The organism is Campylobacter iguaniorum (assembly GCF_000736415.1).
In the GTDB taxonomy this organism is placed as follows: Bacteria; Campylobacterota; Campylobacteria; order Campylobacterales; family Campylobacteraceae; genus Campylobacter; species Campylobacter iguaniorum.
Map to the genome: position 1 here is coordinate 905,577 of NZ_CP009043.1, position 21,364 is coordinate 926,940.

18 protein-coding genes and 1 pseudogene are annotated in these 21,364 nt (G+C 34.7%); 12 read left to right on the forward strand and 7 right to left on the reverse strand.

Annotated features, from left to right (window positions below; all coding sequences use genetic code 11):
- Positions 1–10: 10 nt before the first annotated feature.
- The 6 genes from ispG to CIG1485E_RS04525 form a co-directional block, all read right to left on the reverse strand.
- Entirely contained in the window at positions 11–1,078 is a 1,068-nt protein-coding gene (ispG, locus tag CIG1485E_RS04500) for a flavodoxin-dependent (E)-4-hydroxy-3-methylbut-2-enyl-diphosphate synthase (RefSeq protein ID WP_257721064.1), read from the reverse strand.
- A 96-nt stretch (positions 1,079–1,174) separates the two neighbouring features.
- The gene (locus tag CIG1485E_RS04505; protein ID WP_038454189.1) at positions 1,175–1,549 is read right to left on the reverse strand and encodes a group III truncated hemoglobin; all 375 of its coding nucleotides are present in this window, start codon (positions 1,547–1,549) and stop codon (positions 1,175–1,177) included.
- Between the two features lie 139 nt (positions 1,550–1,688).
- Positions 1,689–2,870, reverse strand: coding sequence for an alpha/beta hydrolase (locus CIG1485E_RS04510; protein ID WP_051870923.1), 1,182 nt, complete (start codon positions 2,868–2,870; stop codon positions 1,689–1,691).
- Between the two features lie 37 nt (positions 2,871–2,907).
- Entirely contained in the window at positions 2,908–4,245 is a 1,338-nt protein-coding gene (locus tag CIG1485E_RS04515) for a sensor domain-containing diguanylate cyclase (RefSeq protein ID WP_038454192.1), read from the reverse strand.
- Positions 4,246–4,328: 83 nt separating this feature from the next.
- Positions 4,329–5,786, reverse strand: a complete 1,458-nt coding sequence (locus CIG1485E_RS04520) for a nicotinate phosphoribosyltransferase (protein ID WP_038454195.1) — start codon at positions 5,784–5,786, stop codon at positions 4,329–4,331.
- A 132-nt stretch (positions 5,787–5,918) separates the two neighbouring features.
- Complete coding sequence (locus tag CIG1485E_RS04525; RefSeq protein ID WP_038454198.1) at positions 5,919–8,477, reverse strand: bifunctional aconitate hydratase 2/2-methylisocitrate dehydratase; 2,559 nt, start codon at positions 8,475–8,477, stop codon at positions 5,919–5,921.
- Positions 8,478–8,593: 116 nt separating this feature from the next.
- Here CIG1485E_RS04525 and CIG1485E_RS04530 point away from each other — a divergent pair.
- Both CIG1485E_RS04530 and CIG1485E_RS09195 read left to right on the forward strand, forming a co-directional pair.
- Positions 8,594–9,065: pseudogene (locus CIG1485E_RS04530) on the forward strand (methylated-DNA--[protein]-cysteine S-methyltransferase).
- A 192-nt stretch (positions 9,066–9,257) separates the two neighbouring features.
- A complete protein-coding gene (locus CIG1485E_RS09195; RefSeq protein WP_051870924.1) occupies positions 9,258–11,132 on the forward strand; it encodes a DEAD/DEAH box helicase in 1,875 nt (624 codons plus the stop codon).
- A 34-nt stretch (positions 11,133–11,166) separates the two neighbouring features.
- Here the strand turns inward: CIG1485E_RS09195 and CIG1485E_RS04540 are convergent, their stop codons facing one another.
- Positions 11,167–12,183: a bifunctional 3,4-dihydroxy-2-butanone 4-phosphate synthase/GTP cyclohydrolase II gene (locus tag CIG1485E_RS04540; protein WP_038454201.1), complete on the reverse strand. Its 1,017-nt coding sequence runs from the start codon at positions 12,181–12,183 to the stop codon at positions 11,167–11,169.
- 154 nt (positions 12,184–12,337) lie between these two features.
- On the opposite strand from CIG1485E_RS04540, the gene rplI reads away from it, so the two are divergent.
- From rplI to CIG1485E_RS04590, 10 genes are read left to right on the forward strand one after another with little or no spacing between them, the layout of a single operon-like run.
- Positions 12,338–12,781 carry a 50S ribosomal protein L9 gene (rplI, locus tag CIG1485E_RS04545; protein ID WP_038454204.1) on the forward strand — a complete coding sequence of 148 codons (444 nt, stop codon included), beginning with the start codon at positions 12,338–12,340 and terminating at the stop codon, positions 12,779–12,781.
- On the forward strand, positions 12,781–13,323 hold the full coding sequence (hslV, locus tag CIG1485E_RS04550; protein WP_038454206.1) for an ATP-dependent protease subunit HslV: 543 nt from the start codon (positions 12,781–12,783) through the stop codon (positions 13,321–13,323). Before rplI ends, hslV begins: the two co-directional genes overlap by 1 nt.
- Positions 13,320–14,642, forward strand: a complete 1,323-nt coding sequence (gene hslU, locus CIG1485E_RS04555; protein ID WP_038454208.1) for an HslU--HslV peptidase ATPase subunit — start codon at positions 13,320–13,322, stop codon at positions 14,640–14,642. Before hslV ends, hslU begins: the two co-directional genes overlap by 4 nt.
- The gene (era, locus tag CIG1485E_RS04560) at positions 14,639–15,508 is read left to right on the forward strand and encodes a GTPase Era (RefSeq protein ID WP_038454210.1); all 870 of its coding nucleotides are present in this window, start codon (positions 14,639–14,641) and stop codon (positions 15,506–15,508) included. Before hslU ends, era begins: the two co-directional genes overlap by 4 nt.
- Before the next feature lie 57 nt (positions 15,509–15,565).
- The gene (locus CIG1485E_RS04565; RefSeq protein WP_051870925.1) at positions 15,566–17,086 is read left to right on the forward strand and encodes a Cdc6/Cdc18 family protein; all 1,521 of its coding nucleotides are present in this window, start codon (positions 15,566–15,568) and stop codon (positions 17,084–17,086) included.
- Positions 17,086–17,715, forward strand: coding sequence for a hypothetical protein (locus CIG1485E_RS04570; RefSeq protein WP_038454212.1), 630 nt, complete (start codon positions 17,086–17,088; stop codon positions 17,713–17,715). The genes CIG1485E_RS04565 and CIG1485E_RS04570 overlap by 1 nt, the downstream gene beginning before the upstream one ends.
- On the forward strand, positions 17,715–18,116 hold the full coding sequence (locus tag CIG1485E_RS04575) for a hypothetical protein (RefSeq protein WP_038454214.1): 402 nt from the start codon (positions 17,715–17,717) through the stop codon (positions 18,114–18,116). The genes CIG1485E_RS04570 and CIG1485E_RS04575 overlap by 1 nt, the downstream gene beginning before the upstream one ends.
- Positions 18,094–19,656: a pilus (MSHA type) biogenesis protein MshL gene (gene mshL, locus CIG1485E_RS04580; protein ID WP_038454216.1), complete on the forward strand. Its 1,563-nt coding sequence runs from the start codon at positions 18,094–18,096 to the stop codon at positions 19,654–19,656. The genes CIG1485E_RS04575 and mshL overlap by 23 nt, the downstream gene beginning before the upstream one ends.
- Positions 19,649–20,485: an ATP-binding protein gene (locus CIG1485E_RS04585; protein WP_038454218.1), complete on the forward strand. Its 837-nt coding sequence runs from the start codon at positions 19,649–19,651 to the stop codon at positions 20,483–20,485. The genes mshL and CIG1485E_RS04585 overlap by 8 nt, the downstream gene beginning before the upstream one ends.
- Positions 20,478–21,356 carry a CDC27 family protein gene (locus CIG1485E_RS04590; RefSeq protein ID WP_038454220.1) on the forward strand — a complete coding sequence of 293 codons (879 nt, stop codon included), beginning with the start codon at positions 20,478–20,480 and terminating at the stop codon, positions 21,354–21,356. The genes CIG1485E_RS04585 and CIG1485E_RS04590 overlap by 8 nt, the downstream gene beginning before the upstream one ends.
- Positions 21,357–21,364: the final 8 nt, after the last annotated feature.

Below are 21,364 nucleotides of genomic sequence, written 5' to 3' on the forward strand. Positions count from 1 at the left end.
TTTATAGCCATTATTTGCTTTGCCTTAGTTTTATTTCATCTTCTAATTCAGCCAAAAATCTATCCACTAGCTCGCTCTCTTTTAGCTTGGCTACTACTTCACCATTTCTCATGACTAGACCATTACCCTTGCCAAAGGCTATGGCTACATCTGCGCCTTTTGCTTCGCCTATGGCATTTACCACGCAGCCCATTACGCTGACATTTAGCGGCATTGTGATGTGTTTGGTCTTTTCTTCGACTATTTTTATGGCTTTCATAAGGTCGCTTTGGAGCCTACCACAAGTCGGGCATGAGATGATATTTAGTCCAGATTTTTGTCTGCCTGTGTCTTGCAAGATAGCCTTGGCGACTTTGATCTCCTCTTCTAGCTCTCCAGTGATACTCACTCTCATCGTATCGCCGATACCTTCAAGCAAAAGCCCGCCAAGAGCGATAGCTGACTTGATAGTAGCGTGAAACGTCGTCCCCGCCTCAGTCACGCCAAGATGAAATGGATAATCAACCAAAGGTCTTAAGGCTCTATAAGCCTCCATTGTCTTTGGTACATCACTTGATTTAAGACTTACAGCGATATCTGTGAAATCAAACTCTTCAAGCAAGCGAATGTTGTAAAGTGCGCTTTCTACCATGCCTTTTACGCTTCTGCCATGAGCCTTTTCAAACTGCTCTTCAAGACTACCTGAATTTACCCCTATGCGAATAGGAATGCTATGCTCTTTGCAAGCTTCAACGACAGCTTTTATCCTGTCTTTGCCGCCTATATTGCCTGGATTTATCCTTATCGCATCGACGAATTTCGCCACAGCTAGCGCGTAAGCGTAGTTGAAATGAATATCAGCCACGATAGGAAGTGGGCTTTCTTTTTTTATCTGCTCAAGTCCAGTGATATCTTCTTTGTTAAACACAGCGCAGCGAACTATATCACACCCAGCAAAATACAGTCTTTGTATCTGCTCAAGCGTGGCTTTAACGTCACGAGTCTTGGAAAATGTCATAGACTGCACGCTGATAGGTGCGTCTCCGCCGATAGCTACTTTGCCTACTTTTATCTGTTTTGTGTTGTATCTTTGCATAATTTTTCTTTTGTAAATTTGATGGTAGATTTTAGCTAAATTTGACTTAAATTTGAGATAATACAAAGCATAAGAAGGCCAAACGAGCTTTAAATTTAACTAATTTGTATAAAGCATATTCATAAATCTATTTGCTACCATTTGGGCTTTTTGCAAGATTACGGCTTTGCACTCTTGGCTATAGATCTCATCTAAACTCTCTTCAAAAAGTCCCAGCCAAATGCTAAAAAACTCTCTTGGAAATGGCGGCAACTCAAAATGCTTTTGTAGTGGATTGCCAGTATAAACGCCACTGCCAAGCAGCACGCTACTCCAAAAGCCACCTATCTTTTGCTTGTGAGCTTCCCACGCTTCATCGCTTGTGCCAACTGCGTGATTAAATATCTCGCCCAAATCCTTATCCACCCTAATCTTCTCGTAAAATACTTCCATAAGATCATTTATAGAAGCTTCATTTATAGCTTTTTGTCGCATGTGTTTCCTTGTGTTTTGGTGGATTATAACAAATTTGAAGTGGGTAAAAGTTGTTTTTGATCAAGAGTAAATTTATCTTTTATGGGTAAATTTACTCTTGTTGGTTTAGCTTGGCACGATAGAGTTTTTACGTGCTGTTTTATTTGCTTTCTGTCACTGGTTCTTCTACAATAGGAATAGTATAATTTTGTATATTTTTTTTCTTAGGACCAGCGTAACCTAAATCTTCACCGTTAAGCTTTTTTTCTTGCAAGAATTTTTCTACAATATCTGCTACTTGCAGATTATTTTTATCAGCGAAAGGAGCATGAGTATTGCCTTTTAGTCCTAGTTCTGGTAGGCTAATAACCTTAGCATCTCCTCCTCTTTTATTGATTGCTTCTACAAATTGTCCTGCTCTAATTTTAGAAAGCCTCCAAATATTTACATTAAATATAGTACTTGGTTCTGTTGCAATATGATCGCCGTATATTATTAAAATTGGCATACCAGTAAGCTTTTTAAATTCTTCTTCTTTTACTCTAATAGGTTGCATATTTTTACCAGCAGCCTCCGTCCCAGCAGGTGGATCTATGACTTTTTCATTTTCTGGCAAAACAATATGTCCTGGTTCAAAAGCCACAATAGCTTTGATACTTTTTGGGTTTTTTATACCGCTAAACCACCCATATTTTCCGCTATTAGAATGAGTAATAAGTATAGCCGAACCTGTTTGTTTGAGTAATTCTCCCATAGCATTACCCATACTTTTATAATATTCTAAATTTCGTGGTTCTGCTCCCGTATCTGGAGTTTGCTGTCTAAAAAATTCATCAATAGAAGCAGGATCATGTGGAAATTGTGTATCTGCATAATAGTAAGGTTTTTGAGGTAAATTCCAAATGCCATTTCTAAAAGCATTCCAAGCAGAGCTTTCTCTCATAGTTGTAGGTACGGCTTGTATAATTTCTGTTGAAAGCGTTCTTCCTGCTCTACCACGTCTTGGTTGATCAATTATATAAATAGCCCAATTTCTTCTAGGCATAATAGCCTGAAAGCCCTCCCTCCCATCTGGAGTAGATTCATAACTACGCCCAGACTGACCAATTCCATGCCACATAATTAAAGGATAATTGTGTGCTTTTTGTGGTATATAAAACTGTGCATAACCATGATCTCCATGAAAAGTTTCTCCATTTGGAAGCTGTTTAACAGTTCCACCAAAAAATAAACTCCCCATAGTTTTTAACACAATAGGTTTATCTTCATTAGCTAATATGGCGCTATTAAGCAAAACTAAACTTGCCACAATACCAACTTTTATAAATACCGATTTATTCATATTTTCTCCTTGTTAATCGACTTTTACAAGTAAACAATTAATTGATATCTTTATAGTATGTAAATCTATCTCTGCCTTTAGATTTTGACTCATATAGAGCCTTGTCTGCTCGTTCATAAAGCTCTTCAAAACTGCTCGCATCATCAGGACAAAATGCCACGCCGATACTGCAGCTTATGGCTACTTTTTGGTCTTTGTTGATGATAGATCTTCTCATACTATCTAGTAAATTTGATAGCTTTAAATTTAGATTTTGGATATCTTCTTTATCTAGCAAAAATATAACAAATTCATCTCCGCCAAGCCTGTAAACAACGCTATTTTTACTAAAAATGGATTTATAAATGTTCGCACTTATCTTTAAGACTTCATCGCCTAGCTTGTGACCTAAAGTATCATTGACATTTTTAAAATGATCTATGTCTAAAAGTATAAATGCGTAATTTTTATAGCTTTTGTTTTTGATGATTTGTTTGATTAGTTTTTCGCCATGCACGCGGTTTGTAGCTCCTGTGAGCGAATCTATGGACGCTTCTTTGCGTATATTTGTCAAGTATTTTGTGATTTCAGATAAAAATACGATAGAAAAAAACAGTCCAAACGCTGTAGCAATGATATAAAAGTAGTTATGCCAGCCACCTATTGGATGAGCTTCTATCCTAAAATCCATTCCATTTACGCTGAAATCAACTGGCTCATCTACGTGTTCGTTTTCCCAATTGCTTAAGATTACTGCTACGTATTTTTTGGTTTGTGGGTCTAGCTTGGATATCTTGTAGGCGTATCCGTTCTTTTGCAAAATGTCTATAAAGGCGTTGTGCATGACTTCTGGAAAGTTGAATGTGATGGAGATCAAGCCCCAGTTTTTTTCGGTGCCATTTTCTTTGAAGCCGACTTGTGTACGAACAGATATCGCCATACCTCCCTCTACGAGCTCATAAGGACCTGTGAAAACAAACGTTTTGTTGTTTTCTAAAGCGTATCTTGCTTCTTTGTTCGTTTTATTTGTATTTGATAACAAATCTAGTCCGATGACTGCTTCGCTGCCTTTAAATGGATATACTTGAGAGGCTACGCCGCCAGGAGCTATGAGTATATTTCTTATAAAAGTATATTTTGGATCGATAAGATATTTTCCAATTATTTCTAAATTTACATCTTTGCCTTTGGCTCCGATAATGAAAGCTTCTAGCTTATACAAGCCAAGTAGTGCCTTGTCTATGTTGTTTTGCATATAAAAAACTTGGTCATTTATAATCGAGTTTAGCTGTCTGTGCTTGCTATCATTTATGATATAAAAAATAACCGCAGTAAAAAGCACTGAGATAATAAGTGAAGATATGATTAACTGTTTAGATATTGTTGTATGTTTCATATTTGCTACTTGTTTATAAATTTGACTAAATTGTGTCAGTATAATATCACTTTAAAGCTATAAGTTAAATAAAATATAAATTATTACTTGATATTTTGCTCGACAAATTTGACTTTTAGCTCCTTTAGTGCTTTTGAAATCGAAACCTTATAAACGTGTGGGTTTAAAATCCTTTTATACGATTCATCAAATTTAGCCAACTGCTCTGCTAGATTTTGGCGACTTTTTGCTAGTTCTAGTGCGCTTGAGAGTTTTGGATGAACTCTTTTGCCATCTTTTAGCTGGATTTTTAGCAAGGCTTCTACGCGTGCTGGCTTGCAGGTAAATTGCCTGTAATCAAGCATTGGATGATGTAATACTTGCTCTTTATTTGGCTCTATTAGTTCATCTTCTAGAGCTAAAATATCTGCTAGACTCATGCCGTTTTCATCATAAAGCCTATAGACGTTTTTGATGCCTGGATTTGTTGTTTTGTGCGGATTGTCGCTAAATTTCATCACACTAACCATGGTATTTTTTTGCTTATCAAATTTAGAACAAAGCTTGTAAACTCCAGTAAATGATGACTCATTGCCCCCTGTTACCATGTGAGTTCCCACGCCCCAGCTATCTATTGGCGATTTGCTATTTATTAGGGCAGATATTATGTCTTCTGTAAGCTCGTTTGATACTGAAATAGTGGCTTTGCTAAAGCCGGCTTTATCTAGCTCCCTTCTTACCTCTTTGCTTAGATAAGATGTATCTCCAGAATCTAGCCTAACGCCAAAATTATAACCTTTTTCCACCAGCTCACCACCTGCTATAATGGCGTTTTTGACGCCTGATTTTAAGGTATCGTAGGTATCTATAAGAAAGACTGAGTTTTGTGGATAAATTTTAGCATATGCCCTAAACGCTTCTAGCTCACTTGGAAAAGACATGATCCAAGAGTGAGCCATAGTCCCCATGACTGGTATATCATAGACTTGTCCAGCAAGAGTGTTTGAGGTACCACTCGATCCACCTACATACGCAGCTCTTGTAGCACTCATCGCTCCATCATATCCTTGAGCTCTTCTTAATCCAAACTCCATGATAGGAGCAAACTGTGAAGCAAGCCAGATTCTAGCTGTTTTTGTCGCGATCAGGCTTTGAAAATTTATAATATTTAGCACTAAGCCCTCGATGATTTGGGCTTCTATTAAGTTTGCGTGGATTCTAAGTAGTGGCTCATCAGGGAATACCACGCTGCCCTCATCTATCATATAAATATCACCGCTAAATTTAAAGCTCTTTAAATAGTCTAAAAACTCATTACAAAAGATATTTTGTGATCTTAAATACTCTATATCTTCATCGCTAAATTTAAAATCAAGCAATTTATCAAGAAGAGTTTGCGTACCACAAAGCACGGAAAAACCGCCATTAAATGGATTTTTTCTAAAAAACATATCAAACACAACTTTGTGATTTATATTTTCTTTAAAATATCCTTGAGCCATGGTTAATTCGTAAAAATCAGTAAATAAAGCGCTACTTTGAGTGGATTTTAACTCGTCCAAAACAAACCCTTTTTGTAAATTTAATAAGTATGGATTGTATAGTAAATGGTTTTAAAGTATATTTAAATAGTTATGAATACCAAATAAATTTGGCTCATGTGTGTAAAATCCGCACAAAGGCGGATTTAAATTTTAAAAGCAATCAAGCTTGAAATTTGGTATAAGATTGAAATTTAAGTAAGTGTAAATTTCGTTTTCTTTGCCGCTTAGTTTAGCTGGAACGATTTTCATATACTCTTCAACACTTGGCAAACGTCCTAGCATAGCACAAACTGCTGCTAGCTCAGCTGAGCCAAGGTAAACTTGAGCGCCCATACCCATACGGTTGTCAAAGTTTCTTGTTGAAGTTGAGAATACTACTGCATTATCTGCGACCCTTGCTTGGTTACCCATACATAGTGAGCATCCTGGCACCTCTGTTCTAGCTCCTGCAGCGCCAAATAGTGAGTACTTGCCCTCTGCTCTTAGTTGCTTCTCATCCATTTTTGTTGGTGGAGCTATCCAAAGACGAGTTGGGACTTGACCTTCGCCTTTTAGCACTTCAGCTAAGGCTCTGTAGTGACCGATATTTGTCATACAACTACCCACAAATACTTCATTTATATTGTGTGGGCGTTTAGGGTCATTTAGGATTTCACTAAGTGTAGCTACATCATCTGGATCATTTGGACAAGCAAGGATTGGCTCAGCGATCTCATTCATATCGATCTCTATAACTGTGTGATATTTTGCATTTTTATCAGCTTCAAGAAGAGTTGGATTGTCTAGCCATTTTTTCATTTTATCTCTTCTTCTAGCTAGAGTTTGCTCATCACCATATCCAGCTTCTATCATTGCATCTATTAGAGTTACATTTGATTTTAGATATTCTATAACTGGCTCTTTATTTAGTGCGATAGCACAAGCTGCAGCACTTCTTTCAGCACTTGCATCGCTTAGCTCAAATGCTTGCTCTACTTTTAGATCTGGCAAGCCTTCGATTTCTAAAATTTTACCAGCAAATACGTTGATTTTGCCTTTTTTCTCTACAGTCAAAAGACCTTTTTTGATAGCGTAATATGGAATCGCATTTACAAGATCTCTTAGGGTAATTCCTGGTTGCATTTTACCTTTAAATCTTACTAGAACTGATTCTGGCATATTTAGTGGCATTGAGCCAAGAACTGCTGCAAACGCCACAAGGCCACTACCAGCTGGGAAGCTTATACCTATAGGGAAGCGTGTATGAGAGTCGCCACCAGTACCCACGGTATCAGGAAGAACCATTCTATTTAGCCATGAATGGATGACACCATCACCTGGTTTAAGGCTCACGCCACCACGACTCATCATAAAATCAGGCAATGATTTATGCATCAAAGCGTCAGTTGGTTTAGGATAGGCTGCAGTGTGGCAGAAGCTTTGAAGTACGAAATCAGCTGAAAATCCAAGGCTTGCTAGCTCTTTGATCTCATCTCTTGTCATTGGTCCAGTTGTGTCTTGGCTACCTACTGTTAGAGTTAGTGGCTCTACATACATACCAGCTCTTACGCCTTCAACTCCGCACGCTCTACCAACCATTTTTTGAGCTAGACTGTAGCCGTGTTCATTGTCGCTCGCTGGTTGGGATGGTTTGATAAATATATCTTCAGCCCCAAGACCAAGCTCAGCTCTAGCTTTTGCACAAAGACTTCTAGCTATGATTAGCGGGATTCTGCCGCCTGCTTTTACTTCGTCTTTTAGTGTGTTTGGCTCAAGACTAAATGTTTTTACCACTTTGCCTTCTTTTATTATTTCGCCTTTATATGGATAGATTTCGATTTTATCTCCCATTTCTAAGCCATCTACATTTACAACTATTGGCAATGCGCCGCTATCTTCAGCAGTGTTGAAAAAAATCGGAGCGATTATACTACCAAGTATCACGCAGCCTGTTTTTTTGTTTGGGATGCCGTCTATTTCGCGGCCAAGATGCCATTGGATAGAGTTGATACCGCTTTTTCTTGAGCTTCCAGTTCCCACTACGTCGCCTACATATATGACTTCACGTCCGCTTTGTTTTAGCTCTGCTATTTTTTCTAAGCTACCTGGTTGGCGTTTGACTAGCATTGCGTTTGCGTGCAAAGGTATGTCTGAGCGACTAAATGCATCACTTGCTGGACTTAGGTCATCTGTGTTTGTCTCTCCAGCTACTTTGAAAACTATTGCTTCGATTTTTTCAGGGATATCAGCTCTTGCTTTAAACCACTCAGCATTTGCCCAACTTTCTAAAACTAATTTTGCAAATTTATTGCCCTCTTTTGCAAGTTTTGCAACATCATTAAAATAATCATGAACAAAAATTGTATTTTTAAGCACATTTGCAGCTGCTTCTTGGATCTTTTCATCACTATTATGAAGACTTGCTACAAGCACGATCACGCTATATCCACCAAGCATTGGCTCAAGCATTTTAATCGCCGCAAATTTATCTATCAAATCGCATTTTAAATCATGATTTATAATCTCATTTAAAAACTCAGCCTTCACTTTTGCAGCGTCATCAACACCTGGATTTACGCGGTTTGCAAGAAGCTCTACAAGCTCATTTGTCGCACAGGCTTTAAGTAGCTCACAAACATCTTTTGTCTGCTCTTTGCTAAGTGGGAGCGGAGGAATGCCAAGTTTTGCTCTTTCTTCTTTTGCCTTATTGTAGTCATCAAAAAAACTCATAATTTTTCCTTTAATAAAATTTTTTGTATAATTCTATCATAAATTATATAAAATAAAAAAAGAAAAAAGAAACTTAAATCTAATATTTTATAATTTTTTAAAGAAGAGGTTAAAATTTGGAAATAGCATATTTAAAATCATTGGTTGGAAATTTAAAGATTTCTTCAAGTAATGGCAAAATTTGTAGCATTGATTTTTGTGATGAGTTTGTAAAAACTTCTCCAAAAGATGGTAATTTAAAGCTTTGCTTGAAAGAGCTTGAAATGTATTTTGCTGGTAAACTGACTAAATTTAGCACCAAATTTGAGCTGCAAGGAAGCCAGTTTGAGCAAAAAGTTTATAAGGCACTGCTCCAAATCCCTTATGGTAAAATCGTAACATATAAGCAAATCGCCGAGATTATCGGCTCACCAAACGCCTTTAGAGCTCAGAAATGCAAATGCAAAAAACAAAATCCCTATCATCATACCTTGTCACAGAGTAGTTGGAGTAAATTCGCTTGGTGGATATAGTGGCGGAAACGGCTTAGAGACAAAGCAAATTTTACTAAATTTGGAGAGTAAATTTAGTAAAAATATAGAAATTTGAAATATTTTTTGAAATTTTGCAAAAAACAGTCTTGTTTTTAAGGTAAATTCAAGCAAAATACGCAAAAGAGTTTTTTAGACTATCAATACTTAAATTCCACACAACTGATCGCTTTTGAGATTCTTTATATTTTAGTTTTATAAGATCAAACTTATTTTCACAAATTTACTTAACAAAAGGAAAGAAATTTTTATGTTATTTTCAGATTTTAATCTCAGCTCTAAAATTATAGAAGCACTATTCGAGCTAGATTATGAAACCCCTACCAAAATCCAAGAAGCAGCTATTCCAGCAGTGCTTGCGGGTAAAGATATACTAGCTGGTGCGAGAACTGGCACTGGCAAAACTGCAGCCTTTGGTCTGCCTATTTTAGAAAAACTTTTACAAAAAGATAGAAACAAAAAACACCCACAAACTCGCGTTTTAATCCTTGTGCCTACAAGAGAGCTTGCAAACCAAGTATCACAAAATCTCAAATCTTATGCCAAAAATTTACCATTTAAAATTATGCCGATATTTGGCGGAGTTAGCTTAACCCCACAAATCAAAGCTTTTAAAAGCGGTTTAGATATAGTTGTGGCAACTCCTGGTAGATTTTTAGACCTTGTTTCTCAAGATGTCGTTGATACATCTCACGTGGATACTTTGATATTTGATGAAGCTGATAGAATGTTTGATATGGGCTTTATCCACGATATCAAAAAAATCATTCAAATCTTGCCTGCCGATAGACAAAATATGCTATTTTCAGCGACTTATCCTGAAGAGGTTAGGACACTTTGCTCTATCGTGCTAAATAATCCAGTAAAAATCCAAGTAGATACACAAAATAGCACAGTATCACAAATCACTCAAAGAGTAATTACAGTAGATAGAGATAAAAAACATGAACTTTTAAACGAGGTTTTAAAAATAGAAAATCCAGCTCAAGCCCTAATCTTCACTCGCACAAAAAGAGGAGCCGATAAATGCTCATCATATTTGCACTCTCTTGGGCTAAGCGTAGCTGCATTTCATGGGGATAAAAGCCAAAGCGTGAGATCAAGGACGCTAGATAATTTCAAACGTGGCAAAACTCAGCTTCTAGTAGCTACTGATATCGCAGCTCGTGGTATCGATATAGCTGGACTGCCTTGCGTGATAAACTTAGAGCTTCCAAATGTTCCTGAAGATTACGTTCATAGGATAGGAAGAACTGGCAGAGCTGGAAATGACGGACTTGCTATATCTTTAGTATGCGTTGATGAGTTTAAGTTTTTAAGAGATATAGAAAAACTAACAAATCAAAAAATGACTAGAGAGAGCCTTGAGGGATTTGAAGCCGATCTTAGCGTAAAACCGCAGCCTATCAGACGTGGTGGAAATGTCAAAAAAGAGCCAACAAGAGATAGCGAAAATGGCAATAAAATAGAGTCAAGACAAAGAGAATTTAGAAAAGATAGAGGCGAGCGAAGAGATAGAAGAGATAGGGATGATAGCCAAAGACCAGAGAGAAAAGGTCGTTTCGATGATAAATTTGGCGATAGAAAACCAAGAGCTAGAAAAGAAACTTCTGAAAATAGCGAATTTAAAAATGGCGATTTCAAACCAAAAAGAAGCTCTAAATTTGATGATAAATTTAAAGACAAAAAACCAAGCTTCAAAAAAGATGATGGTTTTGAAACTGGCTCAAAACGAGAATTTAAAAGAAATGTGAAAAAAGAGTTTTCAGATCACAGCTTCAGCGATGAGTTTAGCTTCGATGCTCCTAAAAAAGAATTTAAAAGATCAGCTCCAAAATCTGGATTTAAAAAAGATTTCTCAAGTGATGGAGAATTTAAAAAATCACCTAAAAAAGAGTTCTCAAAAGACAAACCAAGAGAATTCAGAGGCAAAAGAAGTGATGAAAAATCAGATTCAAAGTCTGGCTTCAAAAAAGATTTCAAAAGAGATGCTAAACCAAAAGGCGAATTTGGCTCAAAAGATGCTAAAAAAAGCTTTGGTAAAGGCAGACCAAAACAAGACACACCAAAAAAAGATTTTGGTAATAAAAGAAGCTTCAAAAAACCAAGTAAAAAAGCTGAATAAATTTAGTTAAGCACTGCATTTGCAGTGCTTACAATCAAGATTTATAACCTAATATATTTAATCCAAATCCCTTTATAGCCACAAACTCTTTATATTCGCTTGAGCTTAAAATTTCTATATCTTTTGCACCAAAATATTTTATGATTTGAGCACCAACGCCATAATTTTTAAATATATTTGAGTTACAGTCTTCGCCGTCTAAAAATACAAGTATTCCACCCTCTTTTTTAAGCGTTTCAAGATGAGAGATGAACTCTGGATATTTTGGAGAGCTAAGAAGCTCGATATCGGTTCTGATTTTGTGAAATTTAACATTTGTTTTTTTATTTATTTGCCCAAACACAAAGGCTGTGTGAGTGTTGCTTAAGTGGTCTTTTATACTGTATTTTGTAGCCAAAAATCCAGCCACGCTACCTTGCTTTGGCTCACTTACATTTATAAGCTTTTCATGGTGCAAACGGTATTCTATTATATCTGAAACGCTTACCATATTTAGTCCAAATTTCTCGCAAAACTTCTCTAAGTCATCCCGCCTTGCCATAGTTCCATCATCATTTACAACTTCGCAAATAACAGAAACTGGCGCCACTCCAGCAAGTTTACATAAATCTATGCTTCCTTCAGTGTGCCCAGTTCGCTCCAAAACGCCACCATTTTTAGCAATCAATGGAAAAATGTGTCCAGGACGCACAAAATCATCAGCAGTTGTGTTGTAATCAACTAGCATTTTGATAGTCATATCACGCTCATAAGCACTCACGCCAGTGGCTGCAGCCTTAGCATCGATACTTACTGTAAAAGCTGTTTCGTGGCAGCTTGTATTTGAGCTAACCATTGGAGCTAGTTCAAATTTGCTCGCAAGCTCTCTTGTAACTGGAGTACACAAGACGCCTTTTGCGTGGCTTATCATGAAATTTACTTTTTCAATATCACTAAAACAAGCAGCGTAAACTATATCGCCCTCGTTTTCCCTATCTTCATCATCGACCATGACAACCATTTTGCCGTTTTTTATATCCTCTATCGCTTGTAAAACTTTTTCAAAAGCCATATTTTTTACCTTTAAATTTTTTGCGTGATTATAGAGCATTTTTTGCAATACTAAATAAATAACAAAAGATAAATTTATAGCCCCAAAAGCCTAAATTTAGAGAACTATTAAATGTTTTATGATAGAATGGCTCAAATTTAAACAAGGATAAAATATGAAAGTACTACTTATAAAAGATGTAAAGGGTCTAGGAAAAGCTGGCGAAGTCAAGGATGTAAAAGACGGATATGGTAATAATTTTTTGATTGGCAAAGGTCTAGCAAAAGCAGCTACTGACGCAGTTTTGAGACAATATGAAGCCGCAAAGAAAAAAGAAGCTGAAACTAAGGCTTATGAGATTAGCCAAAGCCAAAAACTAGCAAGCGAGCTATCAAATGTCAAAATTCTTATCAAATCAAAACTTGGCGCAAACGGTGCACTTTTTGGTAGTGTCACAAAAGACGATATCGCAAACGCTCTAAAAGAGCAAAAAGGCTATGACGTAGATAAAAAATCAATCGAATGTGATCACATCAAAACAACTGGCACATACGACGTGAGCCTAAAGCTTGGCAACTCAATAAGTGCTAAATTTGAACTAGTCGTGGTCGGTGAATAATGTTTCATGCAACAACGATTTTAGCTTATAAAGGCAAAAACGGCTCAGTCATCGGAGGAGATGGGCAAGTTAGCTTTGGTAATACAGTCTTAAAAGGCAACGCCACAAAGATAAGAAAGCTCCTTGATGGCAAGATTTTGGCTGGATTTGCTGGAAGTACTGCTGATGCGTTTAATCTTTTTGATATGTTTGAACGCATACTTGAGGGTACAAAAGGCAATTTGCTAAAAGCAGCAATTGAGTTTAGCAAAGAGTGGAGAAAAGACAAATATTTAAGAAAACTTGAAGCCATGATGCTTGTGCTTGACCGTGAGCATATATTTTTGCTTAGTGGGACTGGGGATGTGGTCGAGCCAGAAGATGGCAAGATAGCAGCTATCGGAAGTGGTGGCAACTACGCACTAAGTGCAGCTCGTGCTTTAGATAAATTTGGCAGTCTTGATGAAGAAAATTTAGTAAAAGAAAGCCTTAAAATCGCTGGAGAAATCTGCATTTACACAAATACAAATATAAAAACTTATGCTTTATGGGATGAGAAATGAACCTAACACCAAAAGAGATTGTTAAATTTTTAGATGATTATGTCATCGGACAAGATGAAGCCAAAAAAATCATCGCTGTGGCTCTAAGAAATCGCTATAGAAGAATGCAACTTGATAAAAGCTTGCAAGAAGATATAATCCCAAAAAATATACTTATGATAGGCTCAACTGGAGTTGGCAAAACCGAAATCGCAAGAAGACTTTCTAAGATGTTTGGCTTGCCTTTTATCAAAGTTGAAGCCAGCAAATACACTGAAGTGGGCTTTGTGGGGCGTGACGTGGAGTCTATGGTAAGAGATCTAGCGATGGCTAGTTTAAATTTAGTCAAAAAAGAAGAACGCGAAAAAAACAGCGACAAAATAAACGAATATATAGAGAAAAAAATCTTAGAAAAACTTCTTCCGCCACTTCCAAAAGGCGCTAGCGAAGACAAACTAAAAGACTATGAAACAAGCTATGAAAAGATGAAAGAAAAGCTAAAAGACGGCAAACTAGATCATCTAAGCATAGAACTTGATATCGACCAGACTACTTTTGAAGCTGGGTCAAATTTGCCTCCAGATATGGCTGCTATGCAAGAAAACTTCATAAAAGTCATAGGAATAGGAAGCAAAAAAGTTAAAAAAGAGTTCAAAGTCAAAGACGCCAAAGAAGCCCTAAAAAACGAAGCTAGCGAGAAGATTTTGGATATGGATAGCATTAAAATTCAAGCCTTGAAAAGAGCTGAGAACGAAGGCATTATTTTTATCGATGAGATAGATAAAGTAGCAGTTTCTAGTGGGAGCTCAAACCACCAAGATCCAAGCAAAGAAGGAGTTCAAAGAGATTTATTGCCTATAGTTGAAGGCTCAAGCGTTAGCACTAAATTTGGCACACTAAAAACAGATCATATACTTTTTATAGCTGCTGGAGCATTCCATATAAGCAAGCCAAGCGACCTGATTCCAGAGCTTCAAGGCAGATTTCCTTTGCGTGTAAATTTAGATAGTTTGGACGAAAATGCGCTTTATGAGATACTTACAAAGCCTAAAAACTCACTTCTTAGCCAGTATCAAGCACTATTAAAAACAGAAGATGTCAAGCTTGAGTTTAGCGATGAGAGCATAAAAGCCATAGCAAAAGTCACGCAAAATGCAAATCAAAAAGTCGAAGATATCGGAGCTAGAAGGCTTCATACTGTCATTGAAAGAGTTTTAGAAGACATTAGCTTTAGTGCTGATGAGTATAAAGGACAAAAAGTGATAATCACAAAAGAATTAGTCGATGAAAAGCTTGGAGAGATCAGCCAAAACGAAGATTTAGCAAAGTATATCTTATGAAAAGCGGTTTTATAAGTCTTATAGGACGTACAAATGCTGGTAAAAGTAGCCTTCTAAACTATCTTTTAAATGAAAAAATCTCTATGGTTTCTCACAAACAAAACGCAACTAGAAGAAAAATAAATGGCATAGTCATGCACGGAAACGACCAAGCTATATTTGTGGATACCCCAGGTCTTCATGAGAGTAACAAAACTATGAATAAACTCATGATCGAAACTGCGATAAAATCAATTGGCGATTGCGATTTGATACTTTTCGTAACAAGTGTTTTTGATAATCTTGAAAATTATAAAAAGTTTCTAAATTTAAAACGTGATGTTCCGCACATCATAGCCTTAACCAAAATCGATGAAGCAAGTGATAAACAGATTTTTGACAAGCTTAGCCAATACCAAAAATACGCCGATGAGTTTAAAGCAATCATCCCAACAAGCACCAAAAAACAAGCTTATAAAAAGATTTTAATGGATGAAATTTGCAAGCATTTGCCAGAACATGAGTATTTTTATGATCCTGAGTTTATAACCACAGCCAGAGGAAAAGATATTTACAGAGATCTTATACTTGAGGCTATTTTTGAATGTGTTAGCGATGAGATTCCATACTCGACAGATGTCAAAGTCGATAAGGTGGTAGAAAAGCAAGATATAACTGAAATTTATGCTACTATCGTGACAGATAACAAGCATCATAAGAGTATTTTAATAGGCAAAGACGGAGCCACAATAAAAAGAATTGGCATCAATTCAAGAAAAATTATCAATCAATTAGTAGAAAATAAAATATTTCTTAAACTAAATGTTGAAGTAGATAAAAACTGGACAAGCGATGAAAATGCCGTTAAAAAGAGCTTTGAATATTGACTTTTATCAATTTTTGTAATACAATTAACTTAAATTTATAATAAACAGAGTTAAGTTGTGGATAAAAAACAAAGTAATATTAGCATTATATCTATAGATCCATTTAAGCAAACTGCTTTTTGCTGCCAAAAAGATAGCTTGAGTTCAAAAAGCATTCTAAAGCTTGAAAAAGAAAATGGATTTTTTATATCTTATGTCCAACACAAAGATATCATCATAAGCTCTATTGACATCACAGTAGCGAACTACGATATCCCAACATATGACGAAATCGAAGGAATTATCATCCAAAAGGCGTATCAAGAGCTTGGTCTTGATCCAAATTTAGAATACCAAATCAAATATATCAAACAAAACAATCCAAACACAAATAGCATATATGATGTATTTATAGCAAACAATAGAACAATTGAAAATAAATTTAAAGATATAATACCTCAAATAAAATATCTCGACTGCATAGCCCCAGCGCCACTTTTATTATCTAGCCTTTATACAAATTCACTGCTTGCTAAAGATAAAGTCGATTGTTTTATATATTTTCAAGAAGATGACGCATTCTTGGCGGTGTATCAAAATGGAGAATATTTTCAGTCAAAATCACTCACTAGATACTCTTTAGGAGCGATAAATAATAAATTTACAGAGCTGACTGGAAACAGACTAGAAAATGAAGATTTTTTCAACAAATTAAAGCAAAATGGTCTAAATATAGAGCAAAAAGAGTATTTAACTCAGATATTAGATGATATATTTTATTATGTTTCAGACGTCATAAACAGCATTACTAAATTCTCGGGCGTCATTATCCAAAACATCTATATAGGAAGCGATATTGGTTCTATCAATGGACTTGATAAATTTGTACAAGATAGACTTCTTATAAAAACTCAAGATTTTAACTTCGATATACCGCTAAAAAACAAAGAATTAGACCAAACATATCTGCATAATCTTATGATTTTGTATGCTAAAGATTATATAAAAGATAAAAAACTATTAAATTTTTCTAACTTTTTACGCCCTCCTCCTTTTTTAAGCCGCGATAGTGGAGTTTTTATACTTATAGTTTTTATATCTTTAGTAATTGGGCTTTTATATCCTATTTATCAGTTTAGTTATGGGTATTATTTATCTATGAAAATAGACAAAGAGCAGATTATCTTAGAAGAAATAAGTCAAAAAAATATACTATACAAAAACCAAATTAATCAGCTTATAGCTGACGTTCAGCAGATAAAACAGACGCTAGAAAACAAACAAAATGATTTGCAACTCAAAAAAGATCTACTAGATCAAATTTATGATAAAAAAATGAATTATCCTATGAAAGGTGTTGCTATATACGATATAACAAAATATATCAACAAAACGGATATTAAAATCAAAGAAATTTCTATAAATAATAGAATGATTGTTTTGGATCTAATCAGCAGCAATGATAAACACATCACGCAACTCATAGAAGATCTAAGAGCGTCAAACATCTATAAAACAGTGACAAAAGAGATAAGCTTGATTGACTCAAACTCTACTAAAAGATACTATGAGAGCAATGTCACTGTGGAGATCAGATAATGAATAATATAGAAAATTTGCTTTCAAGACTAGATGCGTATTTTAGCGGTAAAAAGAAAAATGAAATTTATGCTATATTTTGTATAGTATTTATTATTGTTTTTTATATTTGCTATATGTTTGTCTTTGATATTTCTCAAAAATATTACGATAAAAATGTAAATTTGTATGATAATATCATGGAAAAAATCAGTGTTTTAAATCAAGATATGAGCTCTCAAAAAGAGCTAAATGTAGAAGAAAATTTGCTTAAAAAAAATATCAATAAAATCCAAAATATAAAAGATGATGTTAAATATTTAGATAGCGAACTTAAAAAGCTATCTGCGATTTCTTTTGAGTTTAAAGATAAAAAATCATTTTTAAACTATATAGCCAAAGAAGCTCAAGAAAATGGTGTATTTGTCACAAAAATAGTAGATAATTCACAAGCGATATCACAACTAAGCGTTGGAAAAATACAAGATATAAATGTAGAGTTTATCTCAAATTTTGGTAATTTTGTTAAGTTTATAAACGCATTTGAGCAGTCAAATTTCATCATTGAGCTAAACAATATAATCATTACCTCAATAGATGATAAACTATATGTAAATATGAATATTTCTGCTTGGGGAGTTATGTATTGATGAAAAAATTTACATTAATAGCTTTGTGCTGCATTTTTATGAGCGGAAATGACGAAATAATAAAACAATACACAAATTTCATTCAAGACATAAATGAAAAAAGAACCGGACTTACTGAGATAGAGATACAAAGTCTATCAAATCCATTTATAATCAAGCCACAAACTGCAGTTTCATCAAATATAGTCGATATAAATGAAACTCAAGATCCATACAGACTTTATGCAATTTTTGATAATAAAGTCAAAATAAATAGTCTTTGGCTAAAAAAAGGTGATTTAATCGGTCCATATACTGTCGAAAAAATAAAACAAAGCAGTGTTATCCTAAAAAATCAAACACAAAATTTAGAATTAAATTTAACGAAAGGCGACAAAAATGTCAATATATCATATAAATAAAAAGACATTAAAAATACTATCTTTAGCCTTGTCTATGGTAATATTTACGCCAAATTTATCGGCCAATGACTGCTCTAAAAGAGTTTTTAATATCAAGATTACAGATTCAGTATCTACAAATGAAATTTTAAACCAAATTTCTGATATTTGTCATTTTAGCATAATCCAAAACGATGAAAACTCAAGGCAGGTATTAAACGGTAATATTTCTGGTATAAATATAAAAGATTTAACATTAAATGAAATTTTTAATATCTTAATATCACAAAAAGATTTAAACTACACATTTGACCATAATGTACTAAAAATTTCATCTTTAAAGACAAAAACCTTTAAGATAGATTATATAAACTCAAAAAGAGAAGGAAGTGCATCTATAAGAGCATCTGTGGATTCAGCTCCAGTAGAAATAGGAAATAGTAGCACAAGCTCAGGTCAGACACAAGACAATACATCTAGCAATACTCTTGATAACGAAATAAAAACAACAGAAGCTTTTGATTTTTGGGTAAATTTAAAAAGCGAGCTAGAAGCCATACTTGATAGCTCAGATAAAACAGATAATAAAGGCTCTATAGTAATCAATCCAAATGCTGGACTTGTCACAGTATCTGGAACAAGCTCTCAGATAAAACGCATTGAAGATTATATAAAAGATGTCGAACAAAGCCTTAAAAAGCAAGTTATGATCGATGTATCTATCATAGCAGTTGAGCTAAATAATGAATACACCAAAGGTGTTGATTGGTCTAAATTTGAGCTAGGATTTAATAGCTATCTAAGAGGAAACGATGGAAACATACTAACAGATAATAATGGTAATCCATTTTCTTCTGGCGTTCAATTTGGCACAGGAACTTTTGAAAATCCAGCTCAAAGCCTTAGAAATATAACAGGCGGATTTGTTCTTGGCGGTGGACTGAATTTAAGTATGGACGGCGTTTTAAACTTTTTAGAAACCAAAGGCAAAACAAAAGTCGTCTCAAGTCCGAAAATCATGACTATGAATAACCAACCAGCCCTTATAACAGTCGGAGACAATATAAATTATGTTGTTGCTACAGCTAGGACAGATGGCAATACCGGAACACAAACAAATAGCAATACACAATATTCTATTTTTATAGGCATTCTTTTAAATTTACTACCAGAAATTAGCGATGATGGGAAAGTAATGCTTAGAATCAATCCAAGTCTAAGTAATTTTAAATACAATGAAGACAATCAAAGACAAACAACCCCTAGAACGATAGCCCCAGATACTCTTCAAAAGAAGCTTTCTACAGTCGTTCAAGTAAATAGCGGAGATACCATCATACTTGGTGGTCTTATAGGCGAAACCAGAGGCAAAAATAACACCAAAGTCCCAGTTCTTGGCGATATACCAGTGCTTGGAAATTTATTCAAAAGCCAAAGAGATGCTTTAAGCACAACAGAGCTTATCTTTATCATTACTCCAAGAGTTGTGGATGCAAACGATGTTAAACCTATAAAAGCTTCATTAAAAGAACTTGGTTTTTCTGAGTCTGTGTATGAATAAATATACAAAACTAAAAGAGATATTTATCGAGGAAAATGGCGTATTTGACTATGTAAATCTCGATAAATCAACTCTTACGTATCACAAGATACTAAATGCACTTCAAAAACCGCTGAAGCTCATACTATTTTATGGCAAGCCAGGAAGTGGAAAGACATTTTTGCTAAATAAAATATGTAACGATCTATCTTCTAAACAAAAAGTTATCTTTTTTCCACAACCATTTTTCAATGAAAAAGAGTTTATAAACACGCTTTATTTTAATATATTTGGTCAAAATGCACAAAATATAGATAGCTATGAAGAGTTTATGAGAGTTTTTAAAGAAAAATATGGCTCAAATTTAGACACAAAAACAGTTATAAATCCACAAGATCAGATTATACTTTTGCTTGACGAGGCTCAGCTTTATCCTGATTATTTGATAGAAAAAATAAGGCTTATGGCTGATACAAGATATTTTAAAATACTTTTTACGGTTCATAAGACAAGCAGTGAAGATGTTTTGGCAAAAGATTATTTCAAAACTAGGATTTGGGAGAGCATAGAGCTTACTAGTTCAAATTTAGACGAAATAAGCCTTTATATAGAAAAAAAGCTTCTATTTCACGACGAACAAGCGTTTTTTAGTATGTTCAAACACTCTCAGCTCAAGCTCATCCATAAGCTAACAAATGGAAATTTAAGAACCTTAAATAGGCTTATGCATAAAATTTACGAAATTTATGAGCATTATGAAGCAAATAAACCGTCTTTTATAAACTCAAAATACATGGTAACTCAAATCATAGAGATGGCAGCCATAGACTCGGAGCTACTAGATGCTTGATGCGTATGAAATTTTAGAACTCGAAAATAGATGGAAAAAATACAAATCCAAACAAAGAAAATCATCATATAAAAAATACTCTATATTTGTACTAATTTTAGCAGTAATAGGCGCTGGGGTTAGTGGATTTTTTGCATATACTACGCATAAAGAAAATTTAGCCAAACAAGAGATTGCAAAGCTAAATTTACAAAAAGAAGTTGAAGAACTAAAACAAAGAGCAAGAGAAGCTAAGCTAAAACTAGAACAACAAGAAAATAATGTATCAAATACAACTTATGAAGAGCCAAGCCAAAATTTAGAAATAGTAGAGATACAAGAAGCGCCAGCACCTAAAAAACCTATAAAAATAGAAAAAAATATAACCACAAAAGAGAAGCTAACACCTAAGCTTATCACACAAAAAGAAGTAGAAATAGAAGAAAATTTGGAGTTTATAAACCAAATTCCAGAAGTAATCACCGTAGAAGAGTTTGCGAGCGTAAATGAACCACAAATTACGCCTGCAAAACAAGAAATAGAGCAAAAAGAGCAAGATCAAAAACAAAAAGTCATTATAGAAGTTGGCGAATTAAATTTATCAATAGCATCTTTAAAAAAGCGTTTTGAAAGTACAAATGATGTAAAATACGCCATTATGTTAGCCAATGAATACTATAAACAAAATGACTATCAAAATGCTATGAAATGGGCTTTTATAATAAATAATATAGATGCAAATAAAGCCGAAGGTTGGATCATCTTTGCAAAAGCCAAGTATAAAATGGGTAAAAAAGATGATGCTTTAAAAGTATTAGAAGCATTAAAACAAAAGCAACCGTCCACAAATGTCGATGGGCTTATAGTGCAAATACGAACAGGTACTCTATAACTAGGCAA